Below are 19,982 nucleotides of genomic sequence, written 5' to 3' on the forward strand. Positions count from 1 at the left end.
ACCGTCCCCGACTTGCCGAACAGGTGCAAATGGGATTGTTTCGAAGGTGGGGGTGTGTGTTCGTTCCGGTCTCCCCTCCTTGGAGGCGAACCACTGTGCTGTTCACCGACCGCACGGACGCCGGGCGGCGGCTCGCCCAGGCGCTCGGACACCTGGAGACGCGTCGGCCCGTCGTCCTGGGACTGCCCCGGGGCGGGGTCCCGGTGGCATTCGAAGTGGCGCAGTTCCTCGGTGCGCCGCTCGATGTGATCGTGGTCCGCAAGCTGGGAGTCCCGTACCACCCGGAGCTGGGCTTCGGTGCCATCGGCGAGGGCGGGGTCAGGGTCATCAGCGACGAGATCGTCCGGCACGCCGGGGTGCGCGAGAAGGACCTGGTGTCGGTCGAGCGCGCCGAGGAGGCGGAGCTCGTACGGCGGGCGCGGACGTACCGGGACGGCCGGCCGCGCCTCCCGCTGGAGGGCCGGGCCGTGATCGTGGTGGACGACGGGGTCGCCACCGGCGCGACCGCGCGGGCCGCGTGCCAGGTGGTGCGGGCACAGGGCGCCGCCTATGTCGTGCTCGCCGTTCCGGTGGCATCTCCGGATGTGGCCGACCGGCTGCGCTCCGAGGTGGACGAGGTCGTGTGCCTGTCCACGCCTCAGCTCTTCTCCGCTGTCGGTGAGTGGTACCGGGACTTCTCCCAGACCTCCGACGAGGAGGTCGTCTCCCTGCTGGCGCGAACCCCCGAGGGCCGCGGTTCCTCCGAACAGGTCGAGGTGGACGCGGGCGGCATCGGGCTCGCCGGGGATCTCGTACTCCCGGACGGCACCGCGGCGGTCGTGGTGTTCGCCCACGGCTCCGGCAGCAGCCGCCACAGTCCACGCAACCGCTCCGTGGCCACGGCCCTGAACCGGGCGGGCCTCGGCACCCTGCTCTTCGACCTCCTGACGCCGGGGGAGGAAACGTACCGGGCCAACGTCTTCGACATCGGGCTGCTGGCCGGGAGGCTGGCGGGCGCCACCGAGTGGCTGCGGCGCCGGGTGCCGGTACCGGTCGGGTCCTTCGGGGCGAGCACCGGGGCGGCGGCGGCGCTGCGGGCCGCCGCGGCGGCCGACTCCGGCATCGGCGCCGTGGTCTCCCGCGGCGGGCGCCCCGACCTCGCCGGGGCGGACCTGTCCGGGGTGCGGGCGCCGACGCTGCTCATCGTGGGCGGCAACGACACCACGGTGATCGATCTGAACCGGCAGGCGCAGGCGGCACTGTCCTGCGAGAACCGGCTGGAGATCGTCCCGGGCGCCACCCACCTCTTCGAGGAACCGGGCGCGCTGGGCCTGGTGGCGGATCTGGCCCAGGACTGGTTCACCACGCACCTGGTGCCCCAGGCCGCTTAGTCCGGGCCCGCCGCCCTATCCTGTCCCCCGGGCACGCACGGCGGCGGGAGGGCAGTCCATGCAGGTCAGGACCGTGAACGGCGCAGAGGTCCCGGCGTACGCCGACGGGATACGGCGCGTGTACGCGGACGTGTTCTCGGCGCCCCCGTGGAACGAGGACCGAGCGGCGGCCGTGTCGTACGCCGAGCGGCTCGCGACCGATGCGGCGCGACCGGGATTCACCGCCGCGGTCGCCCTGGACGCCGGCACCGTGACCGGCTTCGCCACCGCCTGGACCACGCCCGCCCCCTTCCCGGTCGACCGCAGCTACGGGCACGTCGCCGAAGCCCTCGGACCCGACCGGGTCACGGAGTGGCTGTGCGGGGCCGTCGAGGTGGACGAGCTGGCCGTCGGCCCCGCGGGGCGCGGCGCCGGGCTGGGCGCGGCGCTGCTGGCAGCAGTCACCGGGGCGGCCCCCGACGGACGGTGCTGGCTGCTCACCTCGGTCCGGGCGCAGGACACGCTGCGCTTCTACCGACGCGCCGGCTGGCACCGGATCCCCGCACCCGTCCCGGGAAGGGCGGGACTTGTCGTGCTGCTGGGGCCGCAGCATCCCGCCGGTATCCGCACCACCGGCTGAGGCGTACGGGTACCGCTTCCGGGGCACGGATCGGGGCACTGCGGCCGCGCCGGAGCCGCACCGGAGCGATGCGGCCGACAACGATGCCATCCCTCTGCCGCCACTCGCCGCGACATGGGCTCCGGACACCTGGTGCGCACAGATATGAGGAGCGATGCGCGACCGTGATGTGAATCGATTCAGAGACGCGAAACATAGTTGCTGACCTCGGAGACTGTCAAGAGTTCTCCCCATTCACCCCATTCGATCCACACATCCCTCCTCCGGCATGAACTTCTCGCCATCAACCCATTGACGGCACCCGCAATCCCCGTTTAGCTTCCGAGCAACCTCATTGAAACCTTTCACGGCGAGTGGAGCGACGCAGTCCCACCGCTGAGGAGCTCCCATGAACCAGTCCGCCCCGGACCCGGCCCCGGTCCTGGCCCTGAAGGGCGTGAGCAAGTCCTTCGGTGCCGTACGGGCCCTGCAGGACGTTTCCCTGCAGTTGTTCCCCGGCGAGGCACACGCACTCGCCGGGGAGAACGGCGCAGGCAAGTCGACCCTGATCAAGGCCCTCGCCGGGGTCCACCGCCCGGACAGCGGCGAGGTGCAGCTCGACGGGCGGCCCGTCGTCTTCCACGGCCCCGCCGACGCCCGTGACGCCGGCATCGCGGTCATCTACCAGGAGCCGACGCTCTTCCCCGACCTGTCGATCGCCGAGAACATCTTCATGGGCCGCCAGCCGCGGCGGACGCTGGGCCGCATCGACCGCAGGGCCGTACACGCCACCACCGCCGGGCTGATGCGCCGGCTCGGTGTCGATCTGGCCCCCGACCGGCCGGCCCGGGGGCTGTCCATCGCCGACCAGCAGATCGTCGAGATCGCCAAGGCGCTCTCCTTCGACGCCCGCGTCCTGATCATGGACGAGCCGACCGCCGCCCTGACCGGCAGCGAGACGGCCCGGCTCTTCTCCGTCGTGCAGACGCTGCGCTCCGAGGGCGCGGCGGTGCTGTTCATCTCGCACCGGCTCGACGAGATATTCGAGCTGTGCCAGCGCGTCACGACGCTGCGCGACGGCCGGTGGATCTCCTCGGAGCCGCTGGAGGGGCTGACCGAGGACGACCTGGTGCGCAGGATGGTCGGCCGTGACCTCGACGACCTCTACCCCAAGCAGGACGCGGAGGTCGGCGAGGTCGCCCTGTCGGTGCACCGGCTGACCCGCGAGGGCGTCTTCCGTGATGTGTCCTTCGACGTCCGCCGCGGCGAGATCGTCGCGCTCGCCGGGCTCGTCGGCGCCGGGCGCACCGAGGTCGCGCAGGCGGTCTTCGGCGTGGACCGTGCCGACGCGGGCGAGGTGAAGGTGGGCGGCACGGTGCTGCGGCCCGGTTCACCGACCGCCGCGATGGCGGCCGGGATCGCGCTCGTACCCGAGGACCGGCGTCAGCGCGGGCTGGTCATGGATATGTCGATCGAGCGCAACATCGGCCTCACCGGCCTGGACGAGGTCCGTAAGCGCGGGCTCGTCAGCCGGGCCCTGGAGCACGACCGGGCCGCCGACTGGGCGGTTCGCCTCCAGCTCAAGTACAACCGGCTCGCCGACACCGTGGGTGTGCTGTCCGGCGGCAACCAGCAGAAGGTCGTGCTGGCCAAGTGGCTGGCGACCGGCCCGGCCGTGCTGATCGTCGACGAACCGACCCGCGGCATCGATGTCGGCACCAAGGCCGAGGTGCACCGCCTGCTGTCCTCGCTCGCGGCGGACGGCCTCGCCGTACTGATGATCTCCTCCGACCTGCCGGAGGTGATCGGCATGGCCGACCGGGTGCTCGTGATGCACGAGGGCCGGCTCGTCGCCGAGATCCCGCGCGAGAGCGCCACCGAGGAGTCGGTCATGGCGGCGGCCACCGGACGCAACGAGAGGGCAGCGGCATGACCACCACCATCGAGAGCCCTCCGGACACGGCGAAGGCCCCCGAACGGAGCGCCGCCTCCCTCGTGGACACCGTCTTCCGGGCCCGCGAGATCTCCATCGCCGGGGCGCTGGTCCTGCTGATCCTCGGCACCTATCTGGCCAACCCGCGCTTCCTGTCCGACCAGGGCATCAAGGACCTGCTGCTCAACGCCTCGATCCTGGTGCTGCTCGCGGTCGGCCAGTCCGCCGTGGTGATCACCCGCAACATCGACCTGTCGGTCGGCTCCGTCGTGGGCCTCTCCGCCTTCGCCTGCGGCAAGTTCGTCGCGGGAAGCGACCACGGCGTGCTGACCGTGATGCTGCTCGGCATCGCCATCGGTGTGGTCTGCGGACTGGTCTCCGGCGCCCTCGTCAGCTTCGGCAAGGTCCCCGCGCTCGTCGTGACCCTGGGCATGCTCTACATCATCCAGGGCGTCGACTACTGGTGGGCGCAGGGCGAGCAGATCAGTGCCTCCGACGTGCCGGACGCCGTTCTGGGGCTGGGCAGCGGAAGCCTCCTGGGGGTGCCGTACCTGCCTCTGATCGCCCTCGTACTGCTCGCCGCGACCGCGTACTTCATGCGCAGCTACCGCTCGGGGCGTGAGCTGTACGCGATCGGTTCGAGCCCCGAGGCCGCCCGTCTCGCCGGTATCCCGATCCGCCGCCGGGTGCTCGCCGCGTACGCGTTCTCCGGTGCCGTCGCCGGCTTCGCGGGTGCCCTGTGGCTGGCCCGCTTCGGCACCGTCGTCGCCGACAACGCCCACGGCTGGGAACTGACCGTCGTCAGCGCCGTCGTCGTCGGCGGTGTCGCCATCACCGGCGGTACCGGCAGCGTCTGGGGCGCCGCACTGGGCGCCCTGCTGCTCACCACCATCGGCAGCGTCCTGGTCGTGCTGAAGGTGGACTCCTTCTGGCAGGGCGCCATCACCGGTGCGCTCCTCCTGCTGGCCATCAGCGTCGACCGGATCGTGAACCTGCGGATGACCGCCGCACTGAGGAAGAGGAGCGCCCGTTCATGACCACGGCGCCTGAAAAGCAGGCCGTACAGGGCTCACAGGGCCCGAAGAGGACGCCCCGGCCCCCGGCCGGCTCCCTGCGGAGCCTCGCACTGCGCTGGGACACCGCCGTCGGCGTCCTGCTGGTGGCCGTCCTCGTGGTCGGCCTCGGCAGCACGGAGGGTTTCGGCTCGACGGAGAACCTCGCCTTCGCCTTCAACGACATCGCCGAAGTCGCCCTCATCGCCCTCCCGATGACCCTCCTGGTCGTCGCCGGTCAGGTCGATCTGTCGGTCGCCTCGATGCTGGGCCTGGGCAGCGCGCTGACCGGTGCGCTGTGGGAGGCGGGCTGGGCCTTCGAGATGATCGTGCCGGTGGTGCTCCTGGTGGGCGTCGCCGGAGGCCTCCTCAACGGCTGGCTGGTCACCAAGGTGGGGCTGCCGTCCCTGGCCGTCACCATCGGCACCCTCGCGCTCTACCGCGGCCTCGCCTCCGTGGCCCTCGGCAGTGACGCGGTGACCGACTTCCCGCAGACGTACGCGGACTGGGCCGTCGACACCACGACCGTGCCCGGCACCTTCGTCACCTACCCGGTCCTGCTCTTCGTCGTGCTGGCCGCGGTGACCGCGGTGGTGCTGCACGCCACCGGCCTGGGCCGCTCGCTCTTCGCGATCGGCGCCCAGGAGGAGGCCGCATACTTCGCCGGCATCCGGGTCAAGCGGATCAAGCTGCTTCTCTTCGTGGTGACCGGGCTGTTCTCCGCGTTCGCGGGTGTCGTCTTCACCCTCCGGTACGGAAGTGCCCGCGCGGACAACGGACTCGGCTTCGAGATGCTCGTCATCGCGTCCGTGCTGCTCGGCGGCATCGACTTCGACGGCGGGAAGGGCACGCTCTTCGGTGCGGTCGCCGGTGTCCTGCTGATCGGTGTCCTGAAGAACCTGCTCACCCTCAACGACATCGCCAACGAGGTGCAGGTCATCGTGACCGGCCTGCTGCTCGTGGCGTCCGTCCTCACCCCACGGGTCATCGCCACCGTCGTCGAACGACGGCACAGGCGGGCCGTGAACACCCCCGCACCCGAGTCGTCATAACCGCGTCGTCACCACCGCCCCTTCCCCCGTACCTCTCCGAAAGGCACAACGCCGCCATGATGCTCCGCAATGCCGCTGGGCGCCGCGCCGTCGCGACCGCCGCCACCGCCGTGTCCCTCGCGCTCGCCCTCACCGCCTGTTCCGGCACCACGAAGGACAGCAAGGACACCGGTGGCGAGAAGGCCGCCGGCTCCGCGAAGGCCGACCCGAGCGCACCGTTGAAGAAGGGCCTGAAGATCGCCTTCCTGCCCAAGCAGATCAACAACCCGTACGAGAAGATCGTCGACGAGGCGGGCATCGCCGCGGCGAAGGAGTACGGCGGCACGGGCAAGGAGGTCGGCCCGTCGGACGCCAGCGCCTCCTCGCAGGTCAGTTACATCAACACCCTGATCCAGCAGCGCCAGGACGCCATCCTCGTCGCGGCGAACGACCCCAACGCGGTGTGCGGCCCGCTCAAGCAGGCCATGAAGAAGGACATCAAGGTCGTCGCGTACGACTCCGACACGGCGAAGGACTGCCGTCAGCTCTTCATCAACCAGGCCAGCTCCGAGGAGATCGGGCGCAGCCTGGTCCAGCACCTCGGCGAGCAGCTGAACTACAAGGGCAAGGTCGCGATCCTCTCGGCCACGCAGAACGCGACCAACCAGAACACCTGGATCGAGTTCATGAAGGAGGAGCTCAAGCTCCCCAAGTACAAGGGCATGGAGCTCGTCAAGGTCGCGTACGGCGACGACGCGGACCAGAAGTCGTTCCAGCAGACGCAGGGCCTCATGCAGGCCTATCCCGACCTCAAGGGCATCATCTCGCCCACGACGGTCGGCATCGCCGCCGCAGCACGCTACCTGAGCGACTCCTCGTACAAGGGGAAGGTCGTCCTCAACGGCCTGGGGACGCCGAACCAGATGCGCAAGTACGTCAAGGACGGCACCGTCGAGCAGTTCTCGCTGTGGAACCCGGAGGAGCTCGGCTACCTCGGCTCGTACGCCGCCGCCGCTCTGGCGTCGGGTCAGATCACCGGCGCGGAGGGCGAGAAGTTCAAGGCGGGCAAGCTCGGCGAGTACACGGTCGGCAAGGACGGCGAGGTCATCCTCGGCGAGCCGACGGTCTTCGACTCGAAGAACATCGACGAGTTCGACTTCTGAGCGCGGGAGCCCTCTTCATGCAGCGTGTCTGCTTTCTGCTGAAGGTCCGCGAGGACCGCAAGGACGAGTACCGCGAGCGGCACGCCGCGGTGTGGCCGGAGATGCTCGCCGCGCTGTCGGAGGCCGGCTGGCACAACTACTCGCTCTTCCTGCGCGAGGACGGTCTCCTCGTCGGCTACCTGGAGACGGAGGACTTCGACGCGGCACGTGGGGCGATGGCCGCGACCGAGGTCAACGACCGGTGGCAGCGGGAGATGGCCGAGTTCTTCGAGCAGCCCGAGGCGCCGGACGAGGCGATGGCCCCGCTGACGGAGGTCTTCCACCTGGCCTAGGGTCTGCCCGGCCGGGGCCGGGGCTCCTCGTCCGGGGAGTCCCGGCCCCCGGCATTCCGGCAGCGGCCGGTACCGTACGGCGGCCACCGCCCTGTGCGCCCGCTCTGCGGAGGTCCGTCCTACAGAACTGCCACCACGAGCAGGACGAAGGCGGCGAGCGAGAGCGCGGTCCGGGCCTGGTGGAGGCTGTTCCACCGGGACTCGAACGCGGTGCGCGCCGCGCTGTCGTCGCCGCCTTCGGCCCCGGCGAGCGCCGTGTTCAGCGGGATGTTCCCGGCGATCGTGATCAGGTGGCCGACGACGGCGCAGAGAAGCGCGCCGAGGACCGTCGGCCAGTGGGACGTCCCCGCGATGAGCACGGCGGCCGGGAAGACGATCACCCCGCCGAACAGGACGAGGAAGGACGGTCCGGGCACCTTCTCGTTGAAGCGGCGCATCGCGGAGGTGAACTGATCGTCCGGCAGGGCCGCGAGGCCGGGCATGATCGCGATCAGGAACGTCAGCATGAAGCCGGCATAGAGGCCGGTGGTGAGCACGGCGGCCAGCATGAGCACGAAGGACATGGGGCTCATGATGACGCGGGCGCGGGGCTCGTACAGGGTTTTCCGCACGTCCGTACGAGCCGCGCGGCTCGCAGCCTCCGTGTGAGGGAGTGACGGGGGCCCGCACCTCCGTGCGGGCCCCCGTCCCTCGCTCAGCCGAGCTCGCCGTCCCCGTCGCCGCCGGCCGGCTTCTCCTCGTCGCCGCTCCTGATCCCCTCGGCCTGTTCGATCGCCGTCGCGAGCTTCGCCACCGAGCTGTCCTCGGTGCTGTCCGCCAGCTTGCCCGCCCGGGTGGCGAGTTCGGCGAGCGTGGGGGTGCCCGGCAGGTCGCCGCCGCGCAGCACGTCCGCGAAGTACGCGGCCACCGCCGTCACCTGGAGCCGAGGGCTGTCGCCGCCCCAGAGTTTGCCGTCGATCGCGCCGGTCCCCACCGAACCGGTCTCCTCGTACGCCTTCCGCGTCTTCGGGTCCAGCCAGCGCACCGTCGCCGTCGCCACGTGCCCGGAGGCACCGTCGCGGAGGCGTACGGCGTAGAGCGCCGTCACGGTGTGGCCGGGTCCGACCTCGCCGCCGTCGACGCTGTCGTCGCGGAAGTCGTCGTCGGCGACCTTGCGGTTCTCGTAGCCGATGAGCCTGAACTGCTTGACGGTCTTGCGGTCGAAGGCCACCTGGGCCTTGGCGTCGCGGGCACGCAGTTCGACATGGGCGGGCAGCTGGTCGACGAAGACCTTCCTGGCCTGGGTCTCGTCGCCGACGTAGGTGGTGTTGCCGTCGCCCTTGTTGGTGAGGCGTTCCATCAGCGCGTCGCCGTAGTCGCTGCCGACACCGACGCCGAACAGGGTGATCCCGAATTCCTTGCGTGCGTCGCCGATCCGTTCCAGGATCGCGTCGGCGTCGGTCTCACCGGTGTTGGCGAGCGCGTCGGAGAGCAGGACGACCCGGTTGTTGGCACCCTTGCGGTGGCCCTTGACCGCCTCGTCGTAACCCCGCTCGACGCCGGCTGCCACGTTGGTGGAGTCCGCGGGTTCCAGCTCGTCGACGGCGTCCCGGATCTTGGTGCGGTTGCCGCCGAGCCGGGTCATCTTCAGCCGGGTCTCGGCCTCTCCGCTGAACGTGACCAGGGAGACGGAGTCGTCGTCGCGCAGTTCGTCGGTGAGGATGCCCAGCGACTTCTTCGCCAGGTCGAGACGGCCAGGTTCGGCCATCGAGCCGGAGATGTCGACGACGAAGGTCAGGGCGGCGGGCGGGCGTTCCCCGGCGTCGGTGGCTGCCCCGGTCGCCAGGCCGACCCGTACGAGCGACCAGTCGGCGGCCCCGGCGCCGACCGCCGCGCCGTCGACGTTCACCGAGAATCCGTTGCCCTTCGGCCGCTCGTAGCCCTGCCTGAAGCTGTTGACGAACTCCTCCGGCCGCACGGTCTCCGAAGCGGGCATCTTCCCGTCGCCGAGCAGACGGCGCGCGTAGCCGTAGCTGGCGGTGTCCACGTCCAGGGCGAAGGTCGACAGGTAGTCGGGCGGCGCGACCTCCCGCGTATCGCCGTCCTCCTTGCTCTGCGCGCCGTCCTCCTGCTGCTCCGGTGCGGCGGACGGCGCCGCGGGCGCGGGTTGCACGCCGCGCGGTCCGCCGCTGCCGCTGCTCTTGTCCGCTGCGGACTCGTTGTCCGAACCGCCGCAGCCGGTCAGCAGCATCCCGCCCGTCAGCAGTAGAACCAGCGCGCCCTGATGAGTCCTTGTCCGGCGTTTCATCCGTACCCCCCACGTCGTCGACATCTGTGAATGTGACGTACGGGGCGCCTGTCAGGATCGGACGAATGTGTTGCGGATCCGTCTCGATGCGGCAACAGCGTGCGACGACGGGGCGGAACATCAAGGTCAGGACACGATGTCCTTACGACTGAACCCCCGGAAGGCGAACGCGAACAGAATCAGGGCATACGTCACCGAGATAGCTGCGCCCTTCGCCATCCCGCTCCATTCGAGATCGGGCTGGAGGGCGTCGGCCCACGCGAACTGCCAGTGCGCGGGCAGGAATTCCCGCCAGGTACCGAGGGCGGTGACGGCGTCCAGGACGTTGCCGACGATGGTCAGGCCGACCGCGCCGCCGACCGCGCCGAGCGGGGCGTCGGTCTTGGTCGAGAGCCAGAACGCCAGTCCCGCGGTGACGAGTTGGGACACGAAGATGAACCCGACGACGAGCGCGAGGCGCGGCACGGTGTCGGCGGTGCCGAGCGCTCCGCCGGTGGGCAGCTGGAGCGGTCCCCAGCCGTACGCGGCGGCTCCCGCGGCCAGGGCGACGACCGGCAGCAGCACCATCGCCGCCAGGCTGAAGCCGAGCGCCACGACGAGCTTGCTCCACAGCAGCCGGGAGCGGGGTACGGGTGCCGCCAGCAGGTAGCGCAGCGAGGACCAGCTCGCCTCGGAGGCGACGGTGTCCCCGCAGAACAGCGCCACCGGCACCACCAGCAGGAAGCCGGCGGAGACGAACAGGCAGGTCGCGGCGAAGTTCGCCGCGGATTCGGTGGCGACGTCCATGAGGTTGATCCGCGAGCCGCCCCCGCCGCCGCCCCCTTCGCCGCCCGGGGTGCCGCCGATCGCGAAGGCGATGATCAGGATGAACGGCAGGGCGGCCAGCACCCCGCCCATGAGCAGGGTGCGGCGCCTGCGGAGCTGCCGCATCGCTTCGACGCGCAGGGGCAGGGTGCGGCGGGCGTGGTAGCCGGGGGCTTCGGCGTGGCCCCGGACTTCGGTGGCGGAGCTCATGCGGATCCTCCGGAGATGAGGGTGAGGAAGGCGTCCTCCAGGCGGCGGTGCGGCCCGACACCCGTCACCGGTACGTCGAGACGGACCAGGTCGGCGACCAGCCGGTCCGCTGTGGCGCCGTCGAGCCGGACCAGCAGTCCGTGGCCGTCGTCCACACGGACGGCGGAGCCGATGCCGGGCAGGGCTGCCACCTTGTCCACGAGGGGTTCCGTGACCTCGTCCGCGGTGGTGACGAGCAGCATGTCCCCGGACCCGGTGATCTCGGCGACGGGACCCGCCTGGACGAGCCGGCCGCGGTCCATGACCACGAGGTGGGTGCAGGACTGTTCGACCTCGGACAGGAGGTGGCTGGAGACGATGACGGTGCGGCCCCCGGCCGCGTACCGGATCATCACGTCCCGCATCTCGCGGATCTGGGGCGGGTCGAGGCCGTTGGTCGGTTCGTCGAGGATGAGCAGGTCCGGCATGCCGAGCATGGCCTGGGCGATGGCGAGCCGCTGCCTCATGCCCTGCGAGTAGGTGCGCACGGCGCGGGCCAGGGCGTCGCCGAGCCCGGCGATCTCCAGGGCGTCGTCGATGTGCGAGTCCTCGGCGGGCCGTCCGGTGGCCTGCCAGTACAGCTCCAGGTTGGCGCGGCCCGACAGGTGCGGCAGGAAGCCTGCGCCCTCGACGAAGGAGCCGACCCGTGACAGCACGGGGGCCCCGGGTCGGATGGCGTGCCCGAAGACCCGGATCTCTCCGGCGTCGGGGGTGATGAGCCCCATCAGCATGCGCAGCGTGGTGGTCTTGCCGGCGCCGTTCGGTCCGAGGAGGCCGAGGACCTGGCCCTTCTCGACCTGGAAGCCGAGGTCGCGTACGGCGTACCGGTCCGAGGACTTGGCGTACTTCTTGGACAGGTCCGTGATCCGCAGCGGCACGCCCTCGAGTGCCGGGTCGGGTGCGGGGGTCGCGGTGCGCCTGCGTGCGGTGAGCAGGAGTACGGCGGCGATCACCACGGCCGCGGCGGGGAGCCCCCACGTCCACCAGGGCAGGGTGGCCGCCGCGGTCCGGACGGCGGGCGCGGTGGGGACGGTCAGGGGCCCGTCGAGGGAGACGGTGTACGTGGCCGGCTCGGCGGGTGACGCGTAGCCGAGGTCGGTCGCGGACAGGACGAGGCGGAGCCGGTGCCCGGAGTCGACTTCGTGGTCGATGGCGGGCAGGGTCAGCTCGACGGGCTTCCCCTGCTCCCCGGGGGCGATCCGGTAGGGCGCGACGAGCTGGGAGGGCAGCACCTGCTGCTTCCCGTCCGGTGAGACGTCGTACACCTTGCCGAACAGCACCGCGTCGCCCCGGTCCGCCTTCACGTTCACGCGGACGGTGGGTGAGCCGGTGACGCGGAGGGACTTGTCGAGCGGGGCGGAGTCGTAGCGCGCGTACTGCCCGGGGAAGTCGAGGGAGAGGCCGACGCCGAGGGAGGACAGCTGGGAGAGCCCACCGCCGATGCCGGGAAGGGCCGAGACGGAGGGCGGGTTGGCCCCTGCGGGGTTACGGAACGTCTGGGTCCGCCGCTCGCCGCCGAGCGCGATCTGCTCGCCGCCGCTGACCAGGCCCGGGTAGGTGTCGCCGTCCGCGCCGCGCTTGAGGGCCGCCCCGTCGGTGGAGTCGATTCCTCCGGTGCGGGTGACGCGGAAGGCGGGGCCGGTGTCGGCGCCCTTGTCGTCCTTCAGGTACCGGTCGAACCACGCGCCGATCCTGTTCTCGACGCGGTCGCCCTCCATGTCGCCGCCGTCGTGTCCGCCCGCGATCCAGTCGACGGACACGGGGGCGCCGTTCTCGCTGATGGCCCTGGCCATGACGTCGGCCTGGCCGAGCGGGAAGAGGGAGTCGCTCTGGCCCTGCACGATGAGTGCGGGCACGTCGATGCGGTCGGCCACGGCGACGGGGGAACGTTCCTTCAGGAGCTCACGCGCGGCCGCGTCCGGTGTGCCGCTGACGGCGACCCGCTCGTACATGTCGCACAGTTGCTTCTCGAACTTCTGGCAGCCGCCGCCGGTGGTGACGAAGATCCCGGCCCAGAGCTTCTTGAACACTCCGTCCGGGAAGAGGGCGTCGGCCAGGTTCCAGTAGGTGATCATCGGGGCGATGGCGTCGACCCGCTTGTCGTAGCCGGCGGCGAGGAGAGACACCGCGCCCCCGTACGAGGCGCCGGTGACACCGACGCGCGGGTCGCCCTTGGCGTCGAGCTCCACCTCGGGCCTGCCCGCCAGCCAGTCGATGAGCCCCGAGACGTCCTTGACCTCGCCGTCGGGGGCGTTGAGCGTGATCTCCCCGCCGGTCCTCCCGAACCCACGGGCCGACCAGGTCATGACGGCGTACCCGTCGGCGGCCAGCTTCTCGGCCTGGGCGCGCACATCGTTCTTGCTGCCGCCGAAGCCGTGCCCGATGAGGACGGCGGGCCTGCGCTGCGAACCCCCGGTCGTGAAGTACGAGGTGTCGACGGACACCCCGTTCATCCGCATCATCCGGTCCTCGCGGTGCACGGACGGCGCACTGTCGTCGGCAAAGGCGGTCCAGGTACCGGCACCCGCGAGGACGGCGAGCACGGCGACGACCGCGGCCCACCGGCGTCGGGTACGGGGCAGCAGCCGCCACCGGGAAGTCGGTTTCTCCATGACTCGACCCTAAAGGGCGCGCGCCCGGCCCCGAGGTGCCGCCAGGGTGAGGTACCCCGCATCCCTGAGAGGTACAGCGGGTCCGCCCCGTACTCCGTACGTGGTACATCACCGTCACGAAGGGCACGTCCATGGACATCCGTCGCGCCACCACCACCGCGGAACTCCTCGCGGCCTCGCACCTGTACGACGGTCCCGCGACCCCGAAGTGGGCGTCCCGCTTCCTGGCGGCGGGCGGACACCTGATGCTGATCGCGTACGTGGACGGGGCACCGGCGGGGTTCGTCTCCGGTATCGAGATGCTGCACCCGGACAAGGGCACGGAGATGTGCCTGTACGAACTCGCGGTCGACGAGGCCCACCGCCGCCGCGGCATCGGCCGGGCACTGACGGACGCCCTGGCGGCCGAGGCCCGGGAGCGCGGCTGCTACGGGATGTGGGTGGGCGTGGACCGCGACAACGAGGCCGCTCTGGCCACCTACGGCTCGGCGGGGGCGGTCGACGACGGTGTGTTCGCCATGCTGGCGTGGGAGTTCGACGGTCCGCGCTGAGAGCGGTCCGCACGGAGACCGGGAACCGGCCGGGCGCCGCCGGGGCTGTAGGGCAGCTCCCGGGGCAGCAGCGCGGTCGCCTCGTCGTCCTGTCCCGCCCGCACCAGCCCGTGGATCTCCCGGGCGAGCGGCGTGACGTCCCGGATGGAGACCGTCCACTCGTCGGCGTAGCGGCGCGATGCCTCACCCGAGAGGCCGAGCTGGAGGGAGCGGTACGGGAGCCGGTTGAGGTGGAGGTCGCGTTCGGGGTCCCACTGGACGCGGGCCGGGGCGCGGCGCAGGTTGCGGCGCCAGGTGGCGTGGTCGGGGTGAACGCCCTCTACGTAGTGGGAGAGTTCGGCACCGCCGAGGGCCAGGTCGAAGCCCTCGCGGGCGATCTCGACGGCCAGGACCGTCTCCTGGTCCTCCTTCGTGGCCCAGCCGCAGCGGTACATCATCCACAGGAAGCTCGGCTTGATCCAGGTCATGCGGTCGCGCTTCCAGACGGCGGGAAAGCGTCCGTCACGGGCGGCCGGGAGGCCGATGGCGGGCGGGTACGCCTGGTAGACGGTCACGGTGGTGGCGGTGTGCTGTGCGCGGATCTCGTGCTGAGGAACCGGCAGTTCGCGGTCGGGGGCGGATGCGGTCATGCCGCCATCCCAGCACCCCGCGCGCCGGGTGGGCCAGCGGATTTCCCCGACTGCCCTGTCACGTACGGCTGCTGACATCTGTCATGCGGAGGTCAGGACGACGGGCCCTGCCGCGCACCCCGCCCCGGCGGCCAGAGTGTGGGTGTCGGGAGCGGGCGTCGAAACCGCCCCGATCCCGAGTCCGTACCCCTGGAAGGAACCCCGCTCATGACCACCCCGGCCACCGTTCCCGCCCCTGCTCCCGTCGCCGCGGGCCCCCGCAAGGCGCTGCTGGCGGGCTTCGCACCGCTGGTCCTGGACGCCGGGGCGCCGATCGCCGCGTACTACCTGCTGAGGGCGGCGGGGATGGGAACCCTGGGTGCCCTGGCGGTCAGCAGTGTTCTGCCCGCGGGGCGCATCGTGTGGGGGTGGGTGCGGGACCGCAGGATCAATGCCCTGGCGGGTCTGATCCTCGCGGTGAGCGTGGTGGGGCTGCTGCTCAGCACGGTCACCGGGGACGCGCGGCTGATGCTGGCCAAGGACAGCGGGGTGAGCAGCACGATCGGGCTCGTGGTCCTGGTGTCGGCGCTGCGCGGGCGCCCGTTGATGTCCTCGGTCCTGGGGCCGTGGCTGACCCGGGGGCGGGCGGACCGCGATGCCGCCCGGGAGCGGTTGTCGGCAGGGTCGGACCGCTTCCGGCGGGCCGAGCTGCGGTTCTCGGTGCTGTGGGGTGCCGCGCTGCTGGCCGAGTGCGTGGTGCGGGTGGTGGGTGCCTACACCGTGCCGGTGGACACGATGGTCTGGGTCGGCGCGGTGATCGTGTCGGTGACGATCACGCTGGCCTTCATCGTCTCCGGTCCGCTGGCGGTCGTCCCGATGGTGCGGATGATCGAGGAGGAGACCCGTAAGGGCGAGGAGACCCGTAAGGACGTCTGACCCGACGCCGCTGCCCCCGCCCGGTGCGTCCGGGCGGGGGCAGCGGCGGTTGCGTGCCTGTCAGTGGTTGCGGGGGAAGCCGAGGTCCACGCCGGACGGGGCGTCGGCCGGGTCGGGCCAGCGGGTGGTGACGACCTTGCCTCGGGTGTAGAAGTGCACGCCGTCGTTGCCGTAGATGTGGTGGTCGCCGAAGAGGGAGTCCTTCCAGCCGCCGAAGGAGTGGTAGCCCACCGGCACCGGGATCGGGACGTTGACGCCGACCATGCCGGCCTCGATCTCCAGCTGGAAGCGGCGGGCCGCGCCTCCGTCTCGGGTGAAGATCGCGGTGCCGTTGCCGAACGGCGAGGCGTTCATGAGGGCGACACCCTCTTCGTACGTGTCGACGCGCAGGACGCACAGGACCGGGCCGAAGATCTCGTCCCGGTAGGCGTCGGAGTCCGTGGAGACGTGGTCGAGGAGGGACAGGCCGATCCAGTGGCCGTCCTCGAAGCCCTCGACCGTGTGGCCCGTGCCGTCGAGGACGACGTCGGCGCCCTGGGCGGCGGCGCCGGTGACGTAGCCGGCGACCTTGTCGCGGTGCGCGGCGGTGATCAGCGGGCCCATCTCGGACGTGGGGTCGTTGCCCGGGCCGATCTTGATCTTCTCGGCGCGCTCCTTGATCCGGGCCACCAGGTCGTCGGCGACGGAGCTCACGGCGACGACGGCGGAGATGGCCATGCAGCGCTCGCCGGCGGAGCCGTACGCGGCCGACACGGCGGCGTCGGCCGCGGCGTCCAGGTCTGCGTCCGGGAGGACCAGCATGTGGTTCTTCGCGCCGCCGAGCGCCTGGACGCGCTTGCCGTTCGCGGAGGCCGTGGCGTGGATGTAGCGGGCGATCGGCGTGGAGCCGACGAAGGAGACGGCAGCGACGTCGGGGTGGGCCAGGAGGCCGTCGACGGCGACCTTGTCACCGTGCAGGACGTTCAGGACGCCGTCGGGCAGGCCCGCCTCGGCGGCCAGCTCGGCCAGCAGGTTGGCGGCCGAGGGGTCCTTCTCGCTGGGCTTCAGGACGAAGGTGTTGCCGCAGGCGATGGCCAGCGGGAACATCCACATCGGCACCATGGCCGGGAAGTTGAACGGGGTGATGCCCGCGACGACGCCGATCGACTGCCGGATCGAGGAGACGTCGACCCGGTTGGAGACCTGGGTGGACAGCTCGCCCTTGAGCTGGGTCGTGATGCCGCAGGCCAGCTCGACGATCTCCAGGCCGCGGGCGACCTCGCCGAGCGCGTCGGAGTGGACCTTGCCGTGCTCGGCGGTGATCAGCGCGGCGATGTCGTCGCGGCGGGCGTCCAGCAGGGCGCGGTAGCGGAAGAGGACGGCGGTGCGGGCGGCGAGCGAGGACGTGCCCCAGGTCTCGTACGCGCTCTTCGCGGCGGCGACCGCGGCGTCGACCTCCTCGGCCGAGGCGAGTGCGACCTGGGTCGTGACGGCACCGGTCGCCGGGTCGGTGACCGGCCCGTAGTTGCCCGACGTGCCCTCGACGGTCTTGCCACCGATCCAGTGGTTGACGGTCTTCATGACGGGGTCTCCTTCAGAGGTGTCGGCGTCGGGCAGCGGTCTGCCGGTCGTACTCCTTGCGTGCCTCCACCGCCGACGGGCGGGTCGCGGTCTCGGCCACAGGAACATCCCACCACGCCTGTGCGGGAGGGGGCCCCGACACTGTGTCTGGCGTTTCGGTCTCGACGTAGACACAAGTGGGACGGTCCGCGCCGCGTGCCTCGGCGAGGGCACCGCGCAGGTCCTGTACCGACTTCGCGCGCAGCACGCACATGCCGAGGGAGGCCGCGTTGGCCGCGAGGTCGACGGGGAGCGGGGTGCCGGTGAAGGCGCCGTCGGCGGCGCGGTGCCGGTAGGCCGTACCGAAGCGTTCACCGCCGACGGACTCGGAGAGGCCGCCGATGGACGCGTACCCGTGGTTCTGCAGGATGACGAGCTTGATGGGCAGGCCCTGCTGCACGGCGGTGACGATCTCGGTGGGGTTCATCAGGTACGTACCGTCGCCGACCAGGGCCCAGACGGGGCGGCCGGGGGCGGCGAGCTGGACGCCGAGGGCGGCCGGGATCTCGTATCCCATGCAGGAGTAGCCGTACTCGACGTGGTACTGCTGCGGGGAGCGGGTCCGCCACAGCTTGTGGAGGTCGCCGGGGAGCGAGCCCGCGGCGTTGATCAGGATGTCGTCCTCGGTGACGAGGGCGTCGAGCAGTCCGAGCACCTGGGCCTGGGTGGGGCGGGCGTCCGGATCGTCGGCGGTGAAGGCCGCGTCGACGCGCTGTTCCCAGCGGTCCTTGGCGTCGGTGTACTCGGTCTCGTAGGCGGCGGCGACGTGGTAGCCGCGTGCGGCGAGCGCGGCGCCGAGGGCTTCGAGGGAGGTCCGGGCGTCCGCGACGAGCGGGAGGGCGGCGAGCTTGTGGGCGTCGAAGCCGGTGATGTTGAGGTTGAGGAAGCGGACCGCCGGGTCGGCGAAGAGGGTGCCTGACGCGGTGGTGAAGTCCGTGTAGCGGGTGCCGATCCCGATCACGAGGTCCGCTTCGCGGGCCAGGTCGTCGGCGGTGGCGGTGCCGGTGTGACCGATGCCGCCCACGTCGGCGGGGTGGTCGTGGCGCAGGGAGCCCTTGCCGGCCTGGGTGGAGGCGACGGGGATCCGGGTGGCCGCGGCGAAGGCGGCGAGGGTCTCCTCGGCCGCGCTGTGGTGGACGCCGCCGCCCGCGACGATCAGGGGGCGGCGCGCGGTGCGGACCGCCCGGACCGCCTGTTCGAGTTCGGCCAGGTCGGGGGCGGGCCTGCGCACGTGCCAGACACGCTCGGCGAAGAATTCCGCCGGCCAGTCGTACGCCTCGGCCTGCACGTCCTGCGGCAGCGCGAGCGTGACGGCGCCGGTGTCCGCCGGGTCGGCGAGGGTCCGCATGGCCTGCAGGGCGGCCGGGATCAGCGCCTCGGGGCGGGTGATCCGGTCGAAGTAGCGGGAGACGGGGCGCAGACAGTCGTTGACCGACACATCGCCCGCATGCGGCACTTCGAGCTGCTGCAGTACGGGGTCGGCGGGGCGGGTCGCGAAGGTGTCGCCGGGCAGCAGCAGGACCGGGAGGTGGTTGACGGTGGCGAGGGCGGCACCCGTGACGAGGTTGGTGGCGCCGGGGCCGATGGAGGTGGTCACGGCGTGCGCGGAGAGCCGGCCCGACTGGCGGGCGTATCCGACGGCGGCGTGCACCATGGCCTGTTCGTTGCGGCCCTGGAAGTAGGGCATCGCGGGGCCGGACTCGACGAGGGCCTGGCCGATGCCCGCGACGTTCCCGTGGCCGAAGATGCCCCAGGTGGCGCTGATCAGCCGTTGGCGGCGGCCGTCACGCTCGGTGTACTGGCGGGCCAGGAAGGCGACGAGGGCCTGTGCGGTGGTGAGTCTGCGGGTGGTGTGCGACGTGGTCAACGGCTTGCCTCCGGGCCGGGAGCGCGTGGTGGGGTCACTGGGCGGCCTCCGGACCGTGGAGCGGAAGCCGGGGTCACTGGGCGGCCTCCGGACCGTGGAGCGGAAGCCGTGGGTCGACGGGCTGGGCCGGCCAGGTCTCGCGGATCCAGCTGTGGCCGGGGTGGTCGCGGATCAGCCACTCGCGCTGCTCCCCCGGGCCCGCCATCACGTTCAGGTAGTAGAGGGTGCGGCCGGGCGGGGCGATGGACGGGCCGTGCCAGCCGTCGGGAATGAGGACGGCGTCACCGGTGGCCACCTCGGCGAGGACGTCCGTACCGCCCGCGCGGGACGGCGACACCCGGTGGTAGCCGAGGCCGTCGCCCTCGACCTCGAAGTAGTAGATCTCCTCGAGCTCGGACTCGACACCGGGGTGGTGCTCGTCGTGCTTGTGGGGCGGGTACGAGGACCAGTTGCCGCCGGGGGTCAGGACCTCGACGGCGATGAGGCGGTCGCACTCGAACGTGTCCGCGGCGGCGAAGTTGTTGACCTGGCGCGAGCAGTTCCCGGCGCCGCGGAGCTCGACCGGTACCTCCGGCGCGGGGCCGTAGCGAGCGGGGAGTCGTCGCTCGCACTTCGCTCCTGCCAGGGCGAAGCGGCCTCCTGCGCCGGAGGCGATCTGGGCGCGGGCGTCACGCGGCAGATAGGCGAAATCCGTTACCGCACTGAACACGCTTTCCCTGCCCGCGAGTTCGAATACGTCATCCGCCGTGTGCACCGTACAGCCACCCGCCAACGGCAGAACGACCCACTCGCTCTCCCCGGTTACCAAGGTATGAACACCACCGGGCTCGAGCTCCAGTACACGCAGACTCGACCGGTCCCATCCGGCCCGCTTCGGGTCGATATGGAGGGCGTAGGGGCCGCTCGCGGCGTCGCCGGCCCGGAGGTGGTACCGCTGTTGCTCGTCGCGCGTCGTCATGCCCCATCCCTACCCGTATCCCTGCGCGTCGC

17 protein-coding genes are annotated in these 19,982 nt (G+C 71.4%); 9 read left to right on the forward strand and 8 right to left on the reverse strand.

The genetic code is table 11. The features are described from left to right. Positions 1–95: 95 nt before the first annotated feature. The 7 genes from ACFQ6X_RS17820 to ACFQ6X_RS17850 all read left to right on the forward strand — a co-directional run bounded on the left by ACFQ6X_RS17820 (position 96) and on the right by ACFQ6X_RS17850 (position 7,479). Complete coding sequence (locus ACFQ6X_RS17820; protein WP_383182445.1) at positions 96–1,370, forward strand: phosphoribosyltransferase family protein; 1,275 nt, start codon at positions 96–98, stop codon at positions 1,368–1,370. Positions 1,371–1,428: 58 nt separating this feature from the next. Next, positions 1,429–1,989: a GNAT family N-acetyltransferase gene (locus ACFQ6X_RS17825; RefSeq protein ID WP_383182447.1), complete on the forward strand. Its 561-nt coding sequence runs from the start codon at positions 1,429–1,431 to the stop codon at positions 1,987–1,989. Positions 1,990–2,377: 388 nt separating this feature from the next. Next, a complete protein-coding gene (locus ACFQ6X_RS17830) occupies positions 2,378–3,901 on the forward strand; it encodes a sugar ABC transporter ATP-binding protein (protein ID WP_383182449.1) in 1,524 nt (507 codons plus the stop codon). After that, positions 3,898–4,938 carry an ABC transporter permease gene (locus tag ACFQ6X_RS17835; protein WP_383182451.1) on the forward strand — a complete coding sequence of 347 codons (1,041 nt, stop codon included), beginning with the start codon at positions 3,898–3,900 and terminating at the stop codon, positions 4,936–4,938. The genes ACFQ6X_RS17830 and ACFQ6X_RS17835 overlap by 4 nt, the downstream gene beginning before the upstream one ends. Next, on the forward strand, positions 4,935–6,005 hold the full coding sequence (locus ACFQ6X_RS17840) for an ABC transporter permease (RefSeq protein ID WP_383182452.1): 1,071 nt from the start codon (positions 4,935–4,937) through the stop codon (positions 6,003–6,005). Before ACFQ6X_RS17835 ends, ACFQ6X_RS17840 begins: the two co-directional genes overlap by 4 nt. Positions 6,006–6,061: 56 nt before the next feature. Then, the gene (gene rhaS, locus ACFQ6X_RS17845; RefSeq protein ID WP_383182454.1) at positions 6,062–7,147 is read left to right on the forward strand and encodes a rhamnose ABC transporter substrate-binding protein; all 1,086 of its coding nucleotides are present in this window, start codon (positions 6,062–6,064) and stop codon (positions 7,145–7,147) included. Positions 7,148–7,164: 17 nt separating this feature from the next. Beyond that, entirely contained in the window at positions 7,165–7,479 is a 315-nt protein-coding gene (locus tag ACFQ6X_RS17850; RefSeq protein WP_383182456.1) for an L-rhamnose mutarotase, read from the forward strand. A gap of 119 nt (positions 7,480–7,598) precedes the next feature. On the opposite strand, the gene ACFQ6X_RS17855 is transcribed toward ACFQ6X_RS17850, so the two are convergent. From ACFQ6X_RS17855 to ACFQ6X_RS17870, 4 genes are all read right to left on the reverse strand, one after another. Then, the gene (locus tag ACFQ6X_RS17855) at positions 7,599–8,042 is read right to left on the reverse strand and encodes a DUF1772 domain-containing protein (RefSeq protein WP_383182458.1); all 444 of its coding nucleotides are present in this window, start codon (positions 8,040–8,042) and stop codon (positions 7,599–7,601) included. Between the two features lie 131 nt (positions 8,043–8,173). Then, positions 8,174–9,766 (reverse strand): von Willebrand factor type A domain-containing protein, encoded by a 1,593-nt coding sequence (locus tag ACFQ6X_RS17860; protein ID WP_383182460.1) that lies wholly within the window; start codon positions 9,764–9,766, stop codon positions 8,174–8,176. Between the two features lie 126 nt (positions 9,767–9,892). Beyond that, positions 9,893–10,780 carry an ABC transporter permease gene (locus ACFQ6X_RS17865; RefSeq protein ID WP_383182462.1) on the reverse strand — a complete coding sequence of 296 codons (888 nt, stop codon included), beginning with the start codon at positions 10,778–10,780 and terminating at the stop codon, positions 9,893–9,895. Further along, positions 10,777–13,431 carry an alpha/beta fold hydrolase gene (locus ACFQ6X_RS17870; protein ID WP_383182464.1) on the reverse strand — a complete coding sequence of 885 codons (2,655 nt, stop codon included), beginning with the start codon at positions 13,429–13,431 and terminating at the stop codon, positions 10,777–10,779. Before ACFQ6X_RS17870 ends, ACFQ6X_RS17865 begins: the two co-directional genes overlap by 4 nt. A 131-nt stretch (positions 13,432–13,562) precedes the next feature. Here ACFQ6X_RS17870 and ACFQ6X_RS17875 point away from each other — a divergent pair, with 131 nt between their 5' ends. Continuing rightward, a complete protein-coding gene (locus ACFQ6X_RS17875) occupies positions 13,563–13,982 on the forward strand; it encodes a GNAT family N-acetyltransferase (protein ID WP_383182466.1) in 420 nt (139 codons plus the stop codon). Here the strand turns inward: ACFQ6X_RS17875 and ACFQ6X_RS17880 are convergent. Continuing rightward, a complete protein-coding gene (locus tag ACFQ6X_RS17880) occupies positions 13,910–14,611 on the reverse strand; it encodes a DUF4291 domain-containing protein (RefSeq protein ID WP_383182468.1) in 702 nt (233 codons plus the stop codon). The genes ACFQ6X_RS17875 and ACFQ6X_RS17880 overlap by 73 nt on opposite strands. A gap of 207 nt (positions 14,612–14,818) precedes the next feature. Between ACFQ6X_RS17880 and ACFQ6X_RS17885 the strand changes: the two genes are divergently transcribed. Continuing rightward, positions 14,819–15,526 carry a VC0807 family protein gene (locus tag ACFQ6X_RS17885; protein ID WP_383182470.1) on the forward strand — a complete coding sequence of 236 codons (708 nt, stop codon included), beginning with the start codon at positions 14,819–14,821 and terminating at the stop codon, positions 15,524–15,526. Between the two features lie 60 nt (positions 15,527–15,586). Here ACFQ6X_RS17885 and ACFQ6X_RS17890 read toward each other — a convergent pair whose 3' ends face one another. From ACFQ6X_RS17890 to iolB, 3 genes are all read right to left on the reverse strand, one after another. Further along, positions 15,587–17,086 carry a CoA-acylating methylmalonate-semialdehyde dehydrogenase gene (locus ACFQ6X_RS17890; protein ID WP_383182472.1) on the reverse strand — a complete coding sequence of 500 codons (1,500 nt, stop codon included), beginning with the start codon at positions 17,084–17,086 and terminating at the stop codon, positions 15,587–15,589. Between the two features lie 13 nt (positions 17,087–17,099). Next, complete coding sequence (iolD, locus tag ACFQ6X_RS17895; RefSeq protein WP_383182474.1) at positions 17,100–18,992, reverse strand: 3D-(3,5/4)-trihydroxycyclohexane-1,2-dione acylhydrolase (decyclizing); 1,893 nt, start codon at positions 18,990–18,992, stop codon at positions 17,100–17,102. A 73-nt stretch (positions 18,993–19,065) separates the two neighbouring features. Further along, positions 19,066–19,950: a 5-deoxy-glucuronate isomerase gene (gene iolB, locus ACFQ6X_RS17900; protein ID WP_383182476.1), complete on the reverse strand. Its 885-nt coding sequence runs from the start codon at positions 19,948–19,950 to the stop codon at positions 19,066–19,068. Positions 19,951–19,982 lie beyond the last annotated feature (32 nt).

Source organism: Streptomyces sp. NPDC056452 (genome assembly GCF_042796085.1).
Classification (GTDB): Bacteria; Actinomycetota; Actinomycetes; order Streptomycetales; family Streptomycetaceae; genus Streptomyces.